The following is a 15598-nucleotide window of genomic DNA, read 5'->3' as shown; positions in this document are numbered from 1 at the left end:
TAATATTAAAATATTTTTTTCATTATAGATATAAAAAAGCAAATATGTCAAAAAGTCTACTTTTTGACATATTTGCTTTTTAAAAGTTATTTTCTTTCAAAAATTAAACAATTTTATATTTGCAACATTTCAAATGATAGTATACTTATTGAATGGGAAATAACACTTGAAAGGAAAAAAGTATGAGAAATTTTTTTATGCAAGGATAAGTACAAAAGATCAAACTTTAGAAAGACAAATTGTAGAAGCAAAAAAATTGGGCATTGATGAAAGTTATATATTTCTAGAAGTTGCGAGTGGAAAAGATTTTAAAAGACCTGAGTACCAACTTTTAAAAAGGATGCTTAGAGAAGGGGATGTACTATACATAAAATCATTAGATAGACTTGGAAGAAATAAACAAATGATATTAGATGAATGGAATGAATTAGTTAAAGTTAAAAAAGTAGATATAGTAATTTTAGATATGCCACTTTTAGATACTACTAAATACAAAGACATGAACGGATTAGAAAATTTAATATCAGATATAATTCTTCAACTTTTAAGTTATATGGCAGAGGACGAAAGACTTAGAACAAAAGAAAGACAAAGAGAAGGTATCAAAATAGCAAGAGAAAAAGGTATTAAGTTTGGTAGACGTAAAATAGATCCAGGAGAAAAATTCGAAGAAGTTTATAAAGAATGGAAATCAGGACAAATTACTGCTGTAAAAGCTATGGGAATACTAGGATTAAAAAGTAATACCTTTTATAGAAGAGTAAACGAATATGAAGCGAATAAATAATAAATATCGGATACACCTATTCACAGTGGGTTTATCCGATATTTATTATTGTTTTGTCCTAACTATGTGTAGTTAGGTAAAACATTAATAAACATGTAAATACAACTATGAGAATCATAATTAAATAAATTGACAACATTTTTGATTTAGAAAGGGTATTGTTTCCATAACTTAATAAAACTGCTTTTGATATAGTCAATGAAGTCAGTATTTCTATGAAAATAACAAAAATTAAAAAAAGATTAATATAAAGGCTCAATTTTAAACTCCTCCTGATAATTGATATATTTGGGTATACGTAAAATAATAAATCTATATGTTGATTTGATTAAAAACATATTTCCAACGGATATAGTGTATTATGGTTTTACCTACGCTACCCATTTTAACCCATATTATATATATATTAGTACAGTTTTGTATAAAAATATATAAGAGTATGTTATAAAAATAATATAAAATACCAAGTATTTAAGGAGGAAAATATGGTTAAAAAAGCTATAAAAAAAAATTTGGCCAAACTTAGTAATGCTTGTAATTTCTATAATTATATTTATTTATGTACTTTTAAAAGCTTTCTAGAGACTAAAAAATATCAAATATTTAAATTAAAAGCCTAAAAAGGATCTGTATACTAAAGATTCTTTTAGGCTTTTATATTATCAATAGATTTAGGATAAAAAGTTCAAAAATTTTATAAAGAACTCATAAAAGCCTTATAAAAGGAATTCGATATTCAACATATGTAGTAATTGCAAACAGAGAGAATACTCTAACACTTAGTCAAATAGAAATAAATGTAAAAGTTGTAACTTGAAAAGATATAAAAAGATGTATAATATAATTCTGGTAAATTATATAGTTATAAATTTAACCTTTTTAAAGTGAAACTACATAAATAAAAAGCTTATATAAATTAAAAAAACATAGTTATTTAATGTTGTAAATTATATAAGTCTAAAAAAGGAGAAATATTTATGTCAAAGGTAGCAAAAACAACGATAGGATTGATGATAGCTACGTTAATAGCAAAAGTATTGGGATTTGGAAGAGAATTAACTCTAGCTGGAGTATACGGAACACAGGGGATAAGTGATGTGTTCAAAGTATCTATGACTATACCAGTAGTTATATTCGCAGCAGTAGGAACATCTTTAGATACAGCGTTTATACCTTTATACCAAGAGGTACTTAAGAATAATGGAGAAAAGGAAGCAAACAAATTTACAAATAACGTATTAAATACAGTTATTTTAATTTGTATGGCATTTTCTATATTAGGATTGATATTTACACCTCAAATTGTACATGTATTTGCAATGGGATTTAAAGGTGATATATTTGCTCAAACAGTATACTTTACTAGAATTATGATAATAGGATTAGCTTTTTTAGGAATGAGTTATATTATGACGGCTTATCTTCAGGTAAAAGGAAACTTTGTAATACCTGGACTTATGAGTGTGCCAAATAATATTATAGTTATAACATCTATAGTTTTGAGTTCAATAATAAGTATACATTTACTTCCTTGGGGAGCTTTAATAGGATTATTTTTACAATTCTTATTCCAGCTACCCTTTGCTAAAAAAAGAGGATTTAAATATAATCTATTTGTTGATTTTAATGATAAATATTTAAGGAAAATGCTATGGCTTGTAATACCTGTCTTAATAGGGGTTGCAGTCAATCAAGTTAGCACTATTGTAGATAGGACAATAGCATCTAATCTTGCTGAAGGAAGTATATCATCACTAGATTATGCAGCTAAATTGAATTCATTTGTAATGGGTATGTTTATAGTATCAATTTCTTCTGTTGTTTATCCATTATTAGCTAAATTAACAACACAAAACGATAAAGAAGAATTTTATAAAGCGATAAAAACATCAGTAAACACAGTTACACTTTTACTGATCCCTATATCAATAGGTGCTATGATACTTGCAACTCCAATAGTTAAAGTGCTTTTCCAAAGAGGTGCATTTGATGCAAAATCTACACAAATGACAGCAATAGCAGTAGTATTTTATTCAATAGGGATCATAGGATTTGGTCTTAGAGATATACTTGGAAAGGTATTTTACTCATTACAAGATACAACAACACCTATGGTAAATGGTATAATTACTATTGTATTAAATATAGTATTAAACTTACTATTTGTAAGATATACAAATATGCAACATGCAGGGTTGGCTTTAGCAACTAGTATTTCTGCAATAGTTACCATAATATTATTATTTATAAGTTTAAGAAAAAAAATTGGACCATTTGGCGGAAAATCAATTATAATCGTTTTAATAAAATCAATTGTATCAGCATTATTGATGGCTGTTGTAACACTATTTGTATATAATTTCTTAAAAGAGGCGGTACCTGCTGTATTAGATGGAGTATTACCAGATTTATTACATAAAATTTTACCTGCTGCCTTAGAGAAAAAATTAACCGCTGAAAAGGTATATGATATTATTTCATTAGGTGGATCAGTGGGATGTGGGGCATTAACTTATGGTATATGCATAATTCTTTTAAAAGTAGATGAAGTAAATTTAATTTTAAATAGTATAAAAAATAAAATAAAGAGGTAACAAAATTGTTTGAATATATAATATATTTAATTTTATACAAATATATTATATATTCAAAATTAATTATTAATTAAATTATAAATTTATTTCTTTTTTTGACAATCAAAACTTAATTAAAACAATACATCCTAGAAATGGAAATTTTCAACCCTACATCAATCCAATTCTATTAATTACGAGTACTATTTTTTATTCCATAATTATTTCTGATTTTTGGTAACTTTATTAAAATAATTCCTGTAATAGCAGATGCAATGATTATAGAAATAGAATATTGTTTGTAGAAGTAAATTCCACCTAAAATAATATAAGTTACACCAGTAATAAAACTTAAATAAAATATGGAGTTAATATATCTATTAGGATTTGAATATTGATTAATGAATTTCTTGCTAAATATGTATTTAAATAAGAAACAAAAGATTATAAATCCAATACCTAGAATTATGAAAACAAATGACAATAATTTATTATTCCACATTATTTTACCCCCTAATATACAACATTTAATTCCTCTAAATTCCAGTCTTAATATTAGTGTTAAACTAATATATAACAGTAAATATTTATAAATTTAACCATTTATTCCTATATTTATTTTAACATAGAGTAAAGGCTTTAAATTATAAATTTCTTGATTTTCTTTATAATAAACAATAAAAATAGCTGTATTCTAGTAACTATCATATATACTAGAATACAGCTATTAATTCAATATAAAAATCATATTTTGAATTAATATTTATTGTGCCTTTGAGTATTTAATTGATTCTAAACAATAAGAAATTGTTTGAACTAGCAATATAATAGTTACTATTACTATAGGCATGATACCAAAGTTCCATAAAACGTGGCCTATAATACAAAATAACCAAAGTATAATACATGTTTTAGATACAGATATATATGCTTTATAAGCACTTTTAAATATACATAATTTTATAGACTCATCACAACTATCTATCCATTTTTTAGAAAAATTCATGTCGTATATGCTACCTTTTAATAATGGGTTCATTTCTTTTTCCAAATTAATTATTTTTTTATGAATTAATATTGAAGATATCATAGATATTATATAACCTATAAAAAAGAAAACAATATTTACAGTGTTTATATCACTATTTGCATCATGGAAGGGCGTTAAAATAACACCTAGGCCAAAGAATAAAAATCCAAGAATGGCATTTATAGAAGTTAGTAGCTTTAAATAAGATAAATTTTCTTCAATTTTATCGATAGTAGTGTCATCTTCATTTGATTTTTTCCATAATTCATATCCTTTTCGTGAGTCAGTATATATTATTTTACCTACTATTATCAGTAATATTGAAAGGATAAGACTTGCAAATGGCGTAATCTCTTGAAGAATACTTACTAACGAATTAGATAAATTTTCACCTAAAATTTGTTTTAGATTGTCAGACATACCACCAAGAAATCCTCCAACAAAACCTCAATAATACCAGATATTATCATTATGATTATAAAACTTTTAAAAGCTTTCTTATCCTCTTTTTTGATTTCATCCATACATTTATTACTCATTAACCCCATCCTCCTCATAACTAAAAATATCCTCTACACTTACATTAAAAATCTTTGCTATTTTTAAAGCTAAAGTAACTGAAGGAGAGTAATCCCCTCTCTCAATTTGGCTTATCGTCTGTCTAGACACGCCAACTAATACCCCCATCTCAGTCTGATTTACATTAATCTTAGCTCGATATTCTTTCAAGCGATTATTTAATGGCATATAACCCCTCCTGACTATTTTTGTTGTCAATATGACAACTATATTTGTCAATATTAACTATAGCTTATGACAACTATAATTGTCAAGCGTATAAAACTAAAAAAAGCTGTATTAAAATAAGTTAATATTTTAATACAGCTTTTTGGTAAATCAAAGCACTTTAAATTACAAATCTTTATCTTTATTTAATTCTTTAATAATCTTGATAAGTAGTTCAACATACATGTATTTTGTACTCCTTCAATATTATTTTCTATATTTATTTCTTCTATTTAAAAACAGTCCGAATGCAGATATCGCACCTACAAATAAGAATGCTTTTATACCCATATCTATTGTTTTAGGATTTGAACTAAAAACCTCTTTATTATCATCTAAACTAGAAATAGTTACTTCTAATGTCTTTTTATGTTCTTGAGGTGAATTAGGTTTATTTATAGCTGGTTTTGTATCAGTAGAACTAGGTCTATCTGTTGAATTAACAGTATCTTCAACATTTGGAGTTTTATTATCTTCATTTATTTCAGGTAAATTACTTGTCTCTTCATCTTTAGGGCTTACAGTTATAGTTCTTTTAGTAGTAGTAGAATTTCCATTTTTATCAGTTACAGTATATGTTAGTTCGTATGTTCCAGGTTTGTTAGTGTCTACACTTCCAGTAACTTTGATATGCTTTGTTATATTGCCATCTTCTTTATCAGTAGCAGTAACTCCTTTCATTGAATCAAATGAAGTTCCTTCTTTTATACTAGCATTGTTAGCACCGTTTATTACTGGTTTATCATTGCTCTTTACAATTACATCTATAGATTTAGTAGTTGTAGCTCCATTACTATCAGTTACTTTATATACAACTTTGTATGTACCTTCTTTATTTGTATTTACTGTGTTTTCTATAACTTTAATATGTTTTGTTATATTACCATCCTCTTTATCAGTAGCCGTAACCCCTGTCATTGGATTAAACGTGTCTCCAACTTTGATAGTTTTATTACTTGCATTTATAACAGGTAAATTATTTATATGTAATTCTTTAGGATTTACAATTATAGTTCTTTTAACGGTATCAGTATTTCCGTCTTTATCATTTACTTTATACGTTAGTTCATATGTTCCAGGTTTATTAGTATTCACATATCCATCAACTTTAATATGCTTTGTTATATTACCATCTTCAGTGTCAATAGCAGCAACTCCGTCCATTGGATCAAATAAAGTTCCTTCTTTTATGCTGGTATCATCAGCACCGATTATTAATGGTTTATCATTACTTCTTACTGTTACTAATATAGGCTTAGTATTTGAAGCCCCTTTACTATCAGTTACTTTATATATAACTTTATATATACCAACTTCACTTGTATCTACTGTATTTTTTATAACTTTAATGTCCTTAGTTATATTGCCGTCTTCTTCATCAATGGCAGTAACTCCATCCAATGGATTGAATTTATCTCCAACTTTGATAGTTTTGTTTTCTGCTTTTATTACAGGCGGCTTATTTAAAGTTAAGTCTTTAAGCTTTACAGTTACAGTTATGTCTTCAGTAGTTGTAGCCCCATTGCTGTCAGTTACTGAATATACAACTTTATATTTACCAGCTTTGCTTGTATCTACTGTATTTTTTATAACTTTAATATCTTTAGTTATATTACCATCCTCTTTATCAGTAGCACTAACCCCATACATTGGGTTAAACTTATCTCCAACTTCTATAGTTTTATCTTCTGCATGTATCACAGGAGCATGGTTTGGTGTTCTTTCATAAAAATGAATCATATTTGAATTTATATCAGAAACCCAAGTAGTTCCGTATTTAGTTGTTTGATATCCTCCTATAATAAGATGTTCAGAATTTACAAAGTCTTTAGGAATATTAATTGGTTTAAAAGAATATTCAACATTTAATTTAGGATTTTCATGTCCTGAAATAGTAGATTTTAAAGTTACTCTAAAAGCTACAAGATTCTTTAACTCTGGAACATCGGTAGAAAAAGAACTTCCATCAGTTGAATATTCAAGAGTGAATGCACTTTGTGAATCTTCCTTTATTACTGGTAGTTTAGTAAATTCTACGTACTTTTTACCTTCTTCAGTATGGTTTGTAAATGTATAAGAGTATTCACTAAGTGTTCCATTAGTTAAAGCGAAGTGCCAATTTGTATGGATATCTTCTCCTGTAGATAAATTATAGTGCAAATGCCCATATTTATTATCAGAGTAACTAGTTTCAAATCTATATCTATTTCCATATGCAGTTTTTTCATTTTCTGATGAAACTTCTGGTTTTCAGGTATTTCTTCTGGAACTAATACTTTATCTTTTTCAGTTGGATTATTTGTTATTTCATTTGTATCGTTTGTTACTGGGTTAGTTTCTACGTTGTTAGTATCTTCCGTTGATACATCTTGTGTAATTTCATTTGCATAAATACTTATAGACATTGGGTTCATTAATATCGTTGTAGCCATTGCACCTGCTACTGCTTTTTTAATTTGCTTGTTTTTCATTTAAGATGTCTCCTTATTACAATGTTATATTTATATACCTTTACTTTTGTGTCCTAAACTTTAAAAAATTTATATACTAATTAATAAGGTTGAGTTTTATTAAAAAGGTTCAAATTCTCTAAAAAATACTATTTTACATAGTATTTTTTTTATAGATATAATAATCATTTTACATTAAAGTCAATTTCCATCATATTAAATATATTATTATTTAAACTTTATATTAATCAAGTATTTAGATAAATTTCCAGCCTTATCATACAAATACAATGTAAAGTTAGTGTTATATTTACTTGTTTTTAACTTAATTTCATTTTTATTTTCATTTGAAAATATTTCAGCTTTATTTCCATCTACATCAGTTATATATGATTTATCATAATTTATGTTGGATAGATCATCAGTTACGTTTATAACTATTTCCTCTTCATTATATTTATAATCTATAATTTGAGGTTTTGTTTTGTCGATGCAATTAACATCTATATCTTTTGTATTTGTTTTGTTAAAAATAGACTTAGTGTATATTTTATAAGCTCCATTTTCTGTTATAACTGTTGAAATTTTATTATGTTTTGATGTACTGCTATAAATCTTATTTCCATTGGCATCTAATATGTAAATTTCATCTAAAAATGCAGAGTTTCTCAATGTAATTTCCAGTTCTAAATTTTTATTTGTATATTTACTATCATTATAAGATATAGATTTTATTCTTGGATCTAGTCCTATAGTAGTTAATAAAATACCAGAAGTTACAATTGTTGAGGATACAGCTGTAAATTTAAAGTTATTTCCTATATTTATTTTACTTGATCCTCCTAAATAGTTTGTGCTTGCAGCTGCATTTTGGGATAAATATATGCTTTTAGCGAGTGAAGGAACTGTAATGTTCTTTGCAGTATTATAATAATGTATATTTAATGATTTTGATATACTTGGAATAAAAATCATTCCGTAGAAATTATCACTTAAATACATAGATTTTAATTTTTTCTTTGCATAATGAAGTCCGCTTTTTACCGTTCCTAGAGGCAGATCCATTATAAATGCTATTTCCTCGCTTTTTAAGCCTTCATAATATTTAAACAGTATTAAATTCTTGTGCTGCAATGATAACTTGTCTATTAAAGATACAAGATAAGTATGTTTTTCTTTCTTTTCATATGTATGTTCTATCACATTATCAACTTCAGAGAAAGTATCATTTTTCAAGGTATCTTCATAATTGCAGTATGCAAGCTTTTTAGAAGAATTGATTTCTTGAAGACATCTATTATATGCAATTTTTTCACCCAAGCTATAAACAATTTTGGGTTTTTAAGATCATTTATAGACTTCATTACAATTAAAAATACATCTTGAGATATATCTTCTGCTAAGGTGTCATCTTTTAAAATAGATAATACATAAAAATATACATTTTTATATGTTGTACTGTACAACTCTTCAAAGGCTTCATTACCACCGCTCTGTGCTTTAATAACTAATTTTTCTATTTGCTTATAATCATATTTTTTCATAAATCATCCTTTTCTAAAATAGTAGTTATTGTTTCTTTATTTGTCTAAAGCATTATATAATTAATTTTTGTAGTTTTTATTCTTTGATTGTATATAATATTATACCTTTAATAAGATCTATTTCCATATAAAATAGTTCGAATTTCTAACATATTATTTCAATACCATCATTTATACTCTTTCTAAATTGATTTAAATCAGTTTAATATCAATTTTTAACATATACTTTCAACATATTTATAAAAGAACATATGATGTCACTTTAAGTATATAGTCATAAATTATTGAACTATTTATAAGCTAAATATATTGGAATAACTATAAGTATAATATGAATGACTAAAAATTCCAATTATATTAACAATAATTAGTTATATACCTTAGGATAAATTACTGTTTGATCATTTTTAGGATATTAAACTCTATAGATTTTACATATTAAAAATTAATGGACAATAAACAGTTTGTATGTGTTGTTGATAAAAAGAGAGAGTACATAAATTAGAACGACATTTGCTCTATGTGCACTTCTTTTATTGCTAATAATAAATTTATGAAAACTTATTATTAGCAATAAAAGAAGTGCTAGGTGATTCTGCAACAGATGTAGGCTCTAAAGTGAATTGAAATTTTATTTTAAAATAATCCTCTGGTATAATTATTGTTAATTGTATAATCAGTATAAAGGAGTGGGGAAATTATGATAAAAAAAAGATTAGTACTAGGGTTTACATTTTTAATTTGTATATTTACATTAGGATGTAGTAAGGTTGAAAACACAAGTAAAGAAGATGATTCTAAAAAAATTAGTAACCAACATAATATAAACAAAGATGCTGTTAATAAAATTAGTTTCAACGATAGTTTAAGTGAAGTAAAAGATAAAATGTATAACGCATGTATTTATGATAGTCAAGATCAACCTATTAAAACAATGGAAGAGGCAAAAGAATATGTAAAAAACATCTTACCAGATGGAATTAAAGAAATTGAAAGTAAATTTAGTGAAGATAAAGGTGTAACTTATGCTAAATACGGTATAGAAGATTTTGTTTTCTATGTTTGTTACATACATCCTTATAAACCACTGGAAAATAATATTAAAAATTATGATTTAAATACAGTATCAGGAATAAAATTTAAAAGAGTAGAAATAAATTCAAATTGGGAGAGTTCTAAGTAATTGTATTCTAATAGAAGTTGAAGAAAGAACTCAAATAGTTTTGTAAAACTGCTACATAAGTATTAATTATTATATTTTAAAACGTATGTAGCTTATATTTTATGTTTTTTTTTCAATAGCTCTTTGATAAATATCTTCAATTACTTTCATTTCAGATTCTGTAAACTTACCTTTAGCATAATGGTATTTCCATCTTTAAAAAAACCTTGATAAAATGTTCCATCATCAAGTATATAACCACGACCTAAGTATAATCCTCCTCTCCAATTACCTTGGATATATGACATTATTTGATATTTAGTTTTTGTATAAACACTTTTATTTTTTGTTCTAACAATATTTAAAAATTCATGTTGAGTCGCTAACGTAAGGTTTGTATTTTTAAATAAATTTTCTATTGTATATATATCTTCTTTATTAATAGGTATAGAGTCGTTAGGATCACTTTCCATTGGAATATTCTTTGAATCGTCTTTTTCATAAATTTTACTTGAGTCTAATAATAATATATCTTCTGAATCTTGCAGATTAGTAGATACATTAGACAATTCTTCAGCATCAGCAATATTGTTTTTAATAGTATTTGATCTATTAAACATGAAAAACGCAAAAATAATAACCACAATAATTATTGGGAAATACCTTTTCTTTGATCTCATTCTAAATTACTCCCTTTTATAAATTTTATTTCTAATCATAAAGTAAAGATATATTTTAAAATAGTATTTGTCAATAATTGGTATTTGAAATTTCTCAGTGATATAATATATTGGGGTACATTCATACTATTAAGAACACAAATACGGGTTGATAAAGTTGAAATATATAATACTAGGAATGAGGAGTTAAGAGACATTGTAGAAGTGCTTACTGAAGAAAATGATGTGTTTGTAGCGCCAAACACAATGTACATTCCAAAGAGAAGGGTTAAAAACATAAGACAGTTTAGATCTTTATTTCAAGATATAGATTGTCAAAATGTAGGTTTAGAAAAATCTGAAACATTTAGAGCAGATAAAAAGGCTACAGGTAGTGCTAGGGTCCTTAGATTACCAGGAACTATAAACTCTAAGAACCAATTAAACTGCGAAGTTTTATATATAGATGATGCGCTAGAATATTCTATGTATGAATTAAGAGATAAATATTTAAATTATAATCCTAAATCATATCAACTACAGATTCAAGACACTAAAGGACAAGGTAATAAAGTCATTTCAAATAAATTCTTTAATTCATATAGCTTGCATATGCAAAGAGTCTGTGATTTACAAACCTTATGTAAAATCAGAAACTTTGATATGAAAGGTTATAGAAATATGATTATTCATTGTTATTTATATTGGAAAGGAATATATAATAGAAATCTAGATGAACTTAAAAAGGAAGTTATTAAGTTAAATAATTCTTTTAAAGAACTACTTAAACATACCGAAGTAAAAGCTATTCTAAGGTGTATTTCAAAAGCTATTGAAAAGTTTATAGAGTATGAACAAGGTTTAAGGAATGGAGAGATTAAAAAAGTCTCTAAAAGGATGATGGATAAAGAAGGATATTGGTATAAAAATACTGCTTTAATTAAACGATTAGGAATTACGTGAAGAGAGCAAAAGCATATGATAACTATAATTAATAAAGAGGAAAAGTACTATAGAAATAATAAAAGAAGAAGGTTAGAGAGAAGAAATGAAGAAGGGTTAACTAAAAGGGAACAAGAAAAAGTTGATAATATAAATAAGATTAAAGAGTTTGTAGAACTAGGATTAAAAAATAAAGATATAGCTGAAAAACTAGGGTTATCAGTGAGGCAAGTTCAACGTTTGAAAAAAGACCCATATTTTTCAGTAATAGTCTTTTAAATATACAGTTGTTATTCTTTAATGTTAGGTAAGAATACATAAGTTAGTGCACATATTTATAAATAAATTTTAAGATGATTTTAAAATTATGAATTACTCTGAAGTTAACTCAATATTAGATATAGAGTCAATCCTTATAACTTTTATTTTCGTAACATGTTTTTATCTAGATAAGAAAGTTTTATCCATTCATCATCAGCCTCTAATATTGAAAATTTTGATTCACCATTTATATCCATAAAAAACACCTCATTTGTTCTTATTTTACAATTCCCTTTCTGAATTCTTTCAAGTTTTTTTATTTTATGTTCAAGCTTTCTTATTTTTCCTGGATATGAAGAATAAAGCATAATACAAATAAAACAAGCCCAAATCATCCAATCCAAAACTTTACCCCCTTGATAATAAATAAAATACACTCTAGATTTAAATGTTCATCATAAGCGTTATATTTTTCATCTGATATTCCACTGTTTTCGAGTCTTTCTAGTTTAACAAGTCTATGATAATTATTAGTAGTTAAGTATAAAAAAACTAAACCCAAAAGGTCTCTGACTATGTTAAAAATATCAAACATATTGTGATAAAATGAATTTATAATAATAAATTTATTTTAATATTTAAAAAAACTAATTTATTGTTTGGATTAACATTATGTTATTTAGGACTGAAAAATAAAAAGAATGTAACCAGATAAAATGGTGCAACAAATTACACAGGGGGATTATATGAATGACAGATAATAGAAAAAAAGATTTGAAAATTTTATTATATTTTATAGTAGGCTTTATTTTATTAGGATTAGCTTATGTAGTTTGGATTATTTTTAGTTATAGAACTATAGGATAATACAAAAACAAATAAAATATAGTTGAAATTTCTTATTAAAATGGTGTAACAAATTATATAACAAATATAAAATATATTTGTTATATAATTTGTTACACCATTTGTTATTGTATTTCTTCAAATTAGAGTTTAAAAGTAGTAATTTCTAATCCAAATTAATATAGGATATTTTTATAATTTTTTTTTGGACAACCTTTTATATAAAATTATATATCATAATTTTTTTGGTTAGCATATATATAATTTGTTGGCGAAAAAGCTAAAATTTGTATGTGCAGAATGTATGGGGGAGTGATGTAAATGAACAATTTAAATTTAGATGAGTATGTAACTACAAGTCAGTTTAATAATATGTGTTTAAAGGAAAGGGTAGATGTAGTAAATGAGATGTTAGAGTATTATGATGTAAAAACTATAAGTAACTGTTTAGGTATAGATGTAGGCTTCTTATTTTGGCTATTTAATTATAGATTAGAAGGTAATAAGTTCGTAGAAAAGAAGTAAGGGATTAGAAATGCAATTGATTTAGTACTTAAATACATTAAAAATTTAAATAAATACTATAAGATATTTGAATTTTTAATAATACAAAGATAGATGATATAATAAAAACATAGCATATATATTTTTTTACAACTTATTATCAAAAGAGTGCATGTTATATTAAATTCCTTATAGTTTTTTATGTGGTTTATAAAAACGTTTATTTAATTGTATCAACGAACGCGAAAAGTTAATATGTGTTGTTTACTAGTAAAAGTAGTACATAAAGTAGATTTATATTTACTCTATGTACTACTTTTAGTTATAACCATTTAATTTGTGAGCATACGCTTTGTCATATATACTCTGTACCATTTTCATATCTTCAGAACTGAACTTTCCTTTTAAATAAACATATACATGTCCATTTTTAGAAAACTTATCAATGGACTGATAAAATACTCCATTGTCAAAAATACACCCCGCACCTAGCTGATAATGTGAATATAATGAATCGCTATCAACGGAAAAAACTACTTTATACCTTATCTTTGAGTATATATCCTTGTCTTTTGTATAGAAATTAGATTCAAATTCATCTTCAGAAATTGTATTTGATTTTGCATTTAGATACAACTTTTTCAACTTCTCATTATTGTTTTCATCTAAAATTTGAGTTTGAAATTTATTAAGCTCTTCTACATTTGCTTGCAAAGGATTTTTATTAGTACCCATTTTTTTTGTATCTAATAAAACCCCTACTCCGTTATCTCCAATCTCTTTTGTGAATTCTATTGCTTTAACGTTCTTTATAGATTCTTTATTTTCATTTTTAGATTTAGAAATTAGATAGTTTATACCTATAAATAAGATAATTAGAATTATCAAAACATGTTTTTTCTTCTCATTAAATCCCCCCTCAATCTTTTTATAAACGTACATACCTACATTATTCACTGTGATATATTACCATTTATTTACATTTAAATCTATGAATGATCTAATATACATAATTTTGAAAAAACTTAGTTAATGTATTTAGGACTTATATTTTAGTAATCAGTGCTAAAGTACACCTATTTGCTCAAGGTTTAGTATATAATATATATTACTGAATCAACGTAGCTTAGAACCCAAATTAAAAGGAGATAAACACAATGAATAATGGCCAAGAAAGATTCTTTAATTTTATAATGGAAAGAGTAGCTTTAGAAAATCAAGATAAAGCAAAAGAATTACTAAATGAAAGTTTTAAAAAGCAAGATGAAGGAACTTTTAACAAAGAGTATATGATGAGTTTTATTCCAAGAATGTTGGAGTTAATAAAACCTGAGTGTATAGAAGAAGTTAAAAATATAATGGCTAATCATAAGGCTTAACAAAAGTAAAAACTAGGTATAAGATTATATCTAGTTTTTATAATTTATAGCATATATTTATTGAAACTTATTGATTTTCATATATAATCTATTTTACGGAGGATTATATATGGAAGTTATTAACAAAATTCTAAAAACTTTAGTTTATTTAAGTAATACATATTGTATAATTGGGTATGCATTTATGTCTATTTATTTAGGATCTATAAGTGATTTTGATTTATATCTATTTATTGTATTAGGAGAAATTATAGTGGCTTTAGGCTATATTTATTTAACTTATCTTTTTTATAAAAATATACATTTAAATAAGAAAAATGATCTTAAGATAATTGTAATATCAATTATAACTACTATCATTGAAACTAGTATTTTGATTTTTCATACAGGAATTATATAAATGTTATATCTTTAGTAATATATTTTTTATGGTATTGTTTACCAAAGGCATTAATGTTAATATGTGTAAAATTTAATGAATTATATATGAATAAGTTAAAAAGTTAGAAAAAATCTTATAAAAAATAGCCTTTTTTAAATGGAAATAATGATAAATCCATTAAAAGAAGGTTATTTTTATTTAGGCAAACCTATATTTTATAAAAATATTTACATATTGAAACTTATTAATTTTATATATAATCTATTTTATGGAGGATTATATATGAAATAATT

17 protein-coding genes are annotated in these 15598 nt (G+C 25.2%); 8 read left to right on the top strand and 9 right to left on the bottom strand.

The genetic code is table 11. The annotated features are described in order from the left end of the window. Positions 1 to 166: 166 nt before the first annotated feature. Positions 167 to 787, top strand: coding sequence for a recombinase family protein (locus tag LEQ07_RS18555; RefSeq protein WP_263331790.1), 621 nt, complete (start codon positions 167 to 169; stop codon positions 785 to 787). Between the two features lie 977 nt (positions 788 to 1764). After that, positions 1765 to 3381 carry a murein biosynthesis integral membrane protein MurJ gene (gene murJ, locus LEQ07_RS18550; RefSeq protein WP_263331789.1) on the top strand — a complete coding sequence of 539 codons (1617 nt, stop codon included), beginning with the start codon at positions 1765 to 1767 and terminating at the stop codon, positions 3379 to 3381. Between the two features lie 742 nt (positions 3382 to 4123). Here the strand turns inward: murJ and LEQ07_RS18545 are convergent. The 6 genes from LEQ07_RS18545 to LEQ07_RS18520 all read right to left on the bottom strand — a co-directional run bounded on the left by LEQ07_RS18545 (position 4124) and on the right by LEQ07_RS18520 (position 9170). After that, entirely contained in the window at positions 4124 to 4810 is a 687-nt protein-coding gene (locus LEQ07_RS18545; RefSeq protein ID WP_263331788.1) for a DUF3169 family protein, read from the bottom strand. A 111-nt stretch (positions 4811 to 4921) separates the two neighbouring features. Then, complete coding sequence (locus tag LEQ07_RS18540; protein ID WP_035117301.1) at positions 4922 to 5137, bottom strand: helix-turn-helix transcriptional regulator; 216 nt, start codon at positions 5135 to 5137, stop codon at positions 4922 to 4924. A gap of 246 nt (positions 5138 to 5383) precedes the next feature. Continuing rightward, positions 5384 to 7336 carry a DUF5011 domain-containing protein gene (locus LEQ07_RS18535; protein WP_263331787.1) on the bottom strand — a complete coding sequence of 651 codons (1953 nt, stop codon included), beginning with the start codon at positions 7334 to 7336 and terminating at the stop codon, positions 5384 to 5386. Then, complete coding sequence (locus LEQ07_RS18530; protein ID WP_263331786.1) at positions 7279 to 7608, bottom strand: hypothetical protein; 330 nt, start codon at positions 7606 to 7608, stop codon at positions 7279 to 7281. Before LEQ07_RS18530 ends, LEQ07_RS18535 begins: the two co-directional genes overlap by 58 nt. A 246-nt stretch (positions 7609 to 7854) precedes the next feature. Then, on the bottom strand, positions 7855 to 8862 hold the full coding sequence (locus LEQ07_RS18525; RefSeq protein ID WP_263331785.1) for a sigma-70 family RNA polymerase sigma factor: 1008 nt from the start codon (positions 8860 to 8862) through the stop codon (positions 7855 to 7857). Next, positions 8859 to 9170: an RNA polymerase sigma factor gene (locus LEQ07_RS18520; RefSeq protein WP_263331784.1), complete on the bottom strand. Its 312-nt coding sequence runs from the start codon at positions 9168 to 9170 to the stop codon at positions 8859 to 8861. The genes LEQ07_RS18525 and LEQ07_RS18520 overlap by 4 nt, the downstream gene beginning before the upstream one ends. Before the next feature lie 700 nt (positions 9171 to 9870). Here LEQ07_RS18520 and LEQ07_RS18515 point away from each other — a divergent pair. Continuing rightward, positions 9871 to 10353, top strand: a complete 483-nt coding sequence (locus LEQ07_RS18515) for a hypothetical protein (RefSeq protein WP_263331783.1) — start codon at positions 9871 to 9873, stop codon at positions 10351 to 10353. A gap of 146 nt (positions 10354 to 10499) precedes the next feature. Here the strand turns inward: LEQ07_RS18515 and LEQ07_RS18510 are convergent, their stop codons facing one another. Then, positions 10500 to 11012, bottom strand: a complete 513-nt coding sequence (locus LEQ07_RS18510; protein ID WP_263331782.1) for a hypothetical protein — start codon at positions 11010 to 11012, stop codon at positions 10500 to 10502. 84 nt (positions 11013 to 11096) lie between these two features. Here LEQ07_RS18510 and LEQ07_RS18505 point away from each other — a divergent pair, with 84 nt between their 5' ends. Beyond that, on the top strand, positions 11097 to 11954 hold the full coding sequence (locus tag LEQ07_RS18505; RefSeq protein WP_263331781.1) for a hypothetical protein: 858 nt from the start codon (positions 11097 to 11099) through the stop codon (positions 11952 to 11954). A gap of 15 nt (positions 11955 to 11969) precedes the next feature. After that, a complete protein-coding gene (locus tag LEQ07_RS18500) occupies positions 11970 to 12212 on the top strand; it encodes a hypothetical protein (RefSeq protein ID WP_263331780.1) in 243 nt (80 codons plus the stop codon). 143 nt (positions 12213 to 12355) lie between these two features. On the opposite strand, the gene LEQ07_RS18495 is transcribed toward LEQ07_RS18500, so the two are convergent. Further along, positions 12356 to 12598 (bottom strand): hypothetical protein, encoded by a 243-nt coding sequence (locus LEQ07_RS18495; protein ID WP_263331779.1) that lies wholly within the window; start codon positions 12596 to 12598, stop codon positions 12356 to 12358. Between the two features lie 763 nt (positions 12599 to 13361). Between LEQ07_RS18495 and LEQ07_RS18490 the strand changes: the two genes are divergently transcribed. Next, a complete protein-coding gene (locus tag LEQ07_RS18490; protein WP_035117289.1) occupies positions 13362 to 13565 on the top strand; it encodes a hypothetical protein in 204 nt (67 codons plus the stop codon). 297 nt (positions 13566 to 13862) lie between these two features. On the opposite strand, the gene LEQ07_RS18485 is transcribed toward LEQ07_RS18490, so the two are convergent. Then, positions 13863 to 14486 carry a hypothetical protein gene (locus LEQ07_RS18485; RefSeq protein ID WP_263331778.1) on the bottom strand — a complete coding sequence of 208 codons (624 nt, stop codon included), beginning with the start codon at positions 14484 to 14486 and terminating at the stop codon, positions 13863 to 13865. Positions 14487 to 14701: 215 nt separating this feature from the next. Here LEQ07_RS18485 and LEQ07_RS18480 point away from each other — a divergent pair, with 215 nt between their 5' ends. Then, positions 14702 to 14923 carry a hypothetical protein gene (locus LEQ07_RS18480; RefSeq protein ID WP_025163165.1) on the top strand — a complete coding sequence of 74 codons (222 nt, stop codon included), beginning with the start codon at positions 14702 to 14704 and terminating at the stop codon, positions 14921 to 14923. Between the two features lie 109 nt (positions 14924 to 15032). Beyond that, on the top strand, positions 15033 to 15323 hold the full coding sequence (locus tag LEQ07_RS18475) for a hypothetical protein (protein ID WP_263331777.1): 291 nt from the start codon (positions 15033 to 15035) through the stop codon (positions 15321 to 15323). Positions 15324 to 15598: the final 275 nt, after the last annotated feature.

The organism is Paraclostridium sp. AKS73 (assembly GCF_025671395.1).
In the GTDB taxonomy this organism is placed as follows: domain Bacteria; phylum Bacillota; class Clostridia; order Peptostreptococcales; family Peptostreptococcaceae; genus Paraclostridium; species Paraclostridium benzoelyticum.
This window is presented reverse-complemented; position numbering and strand designations above follow the sequence as displayed.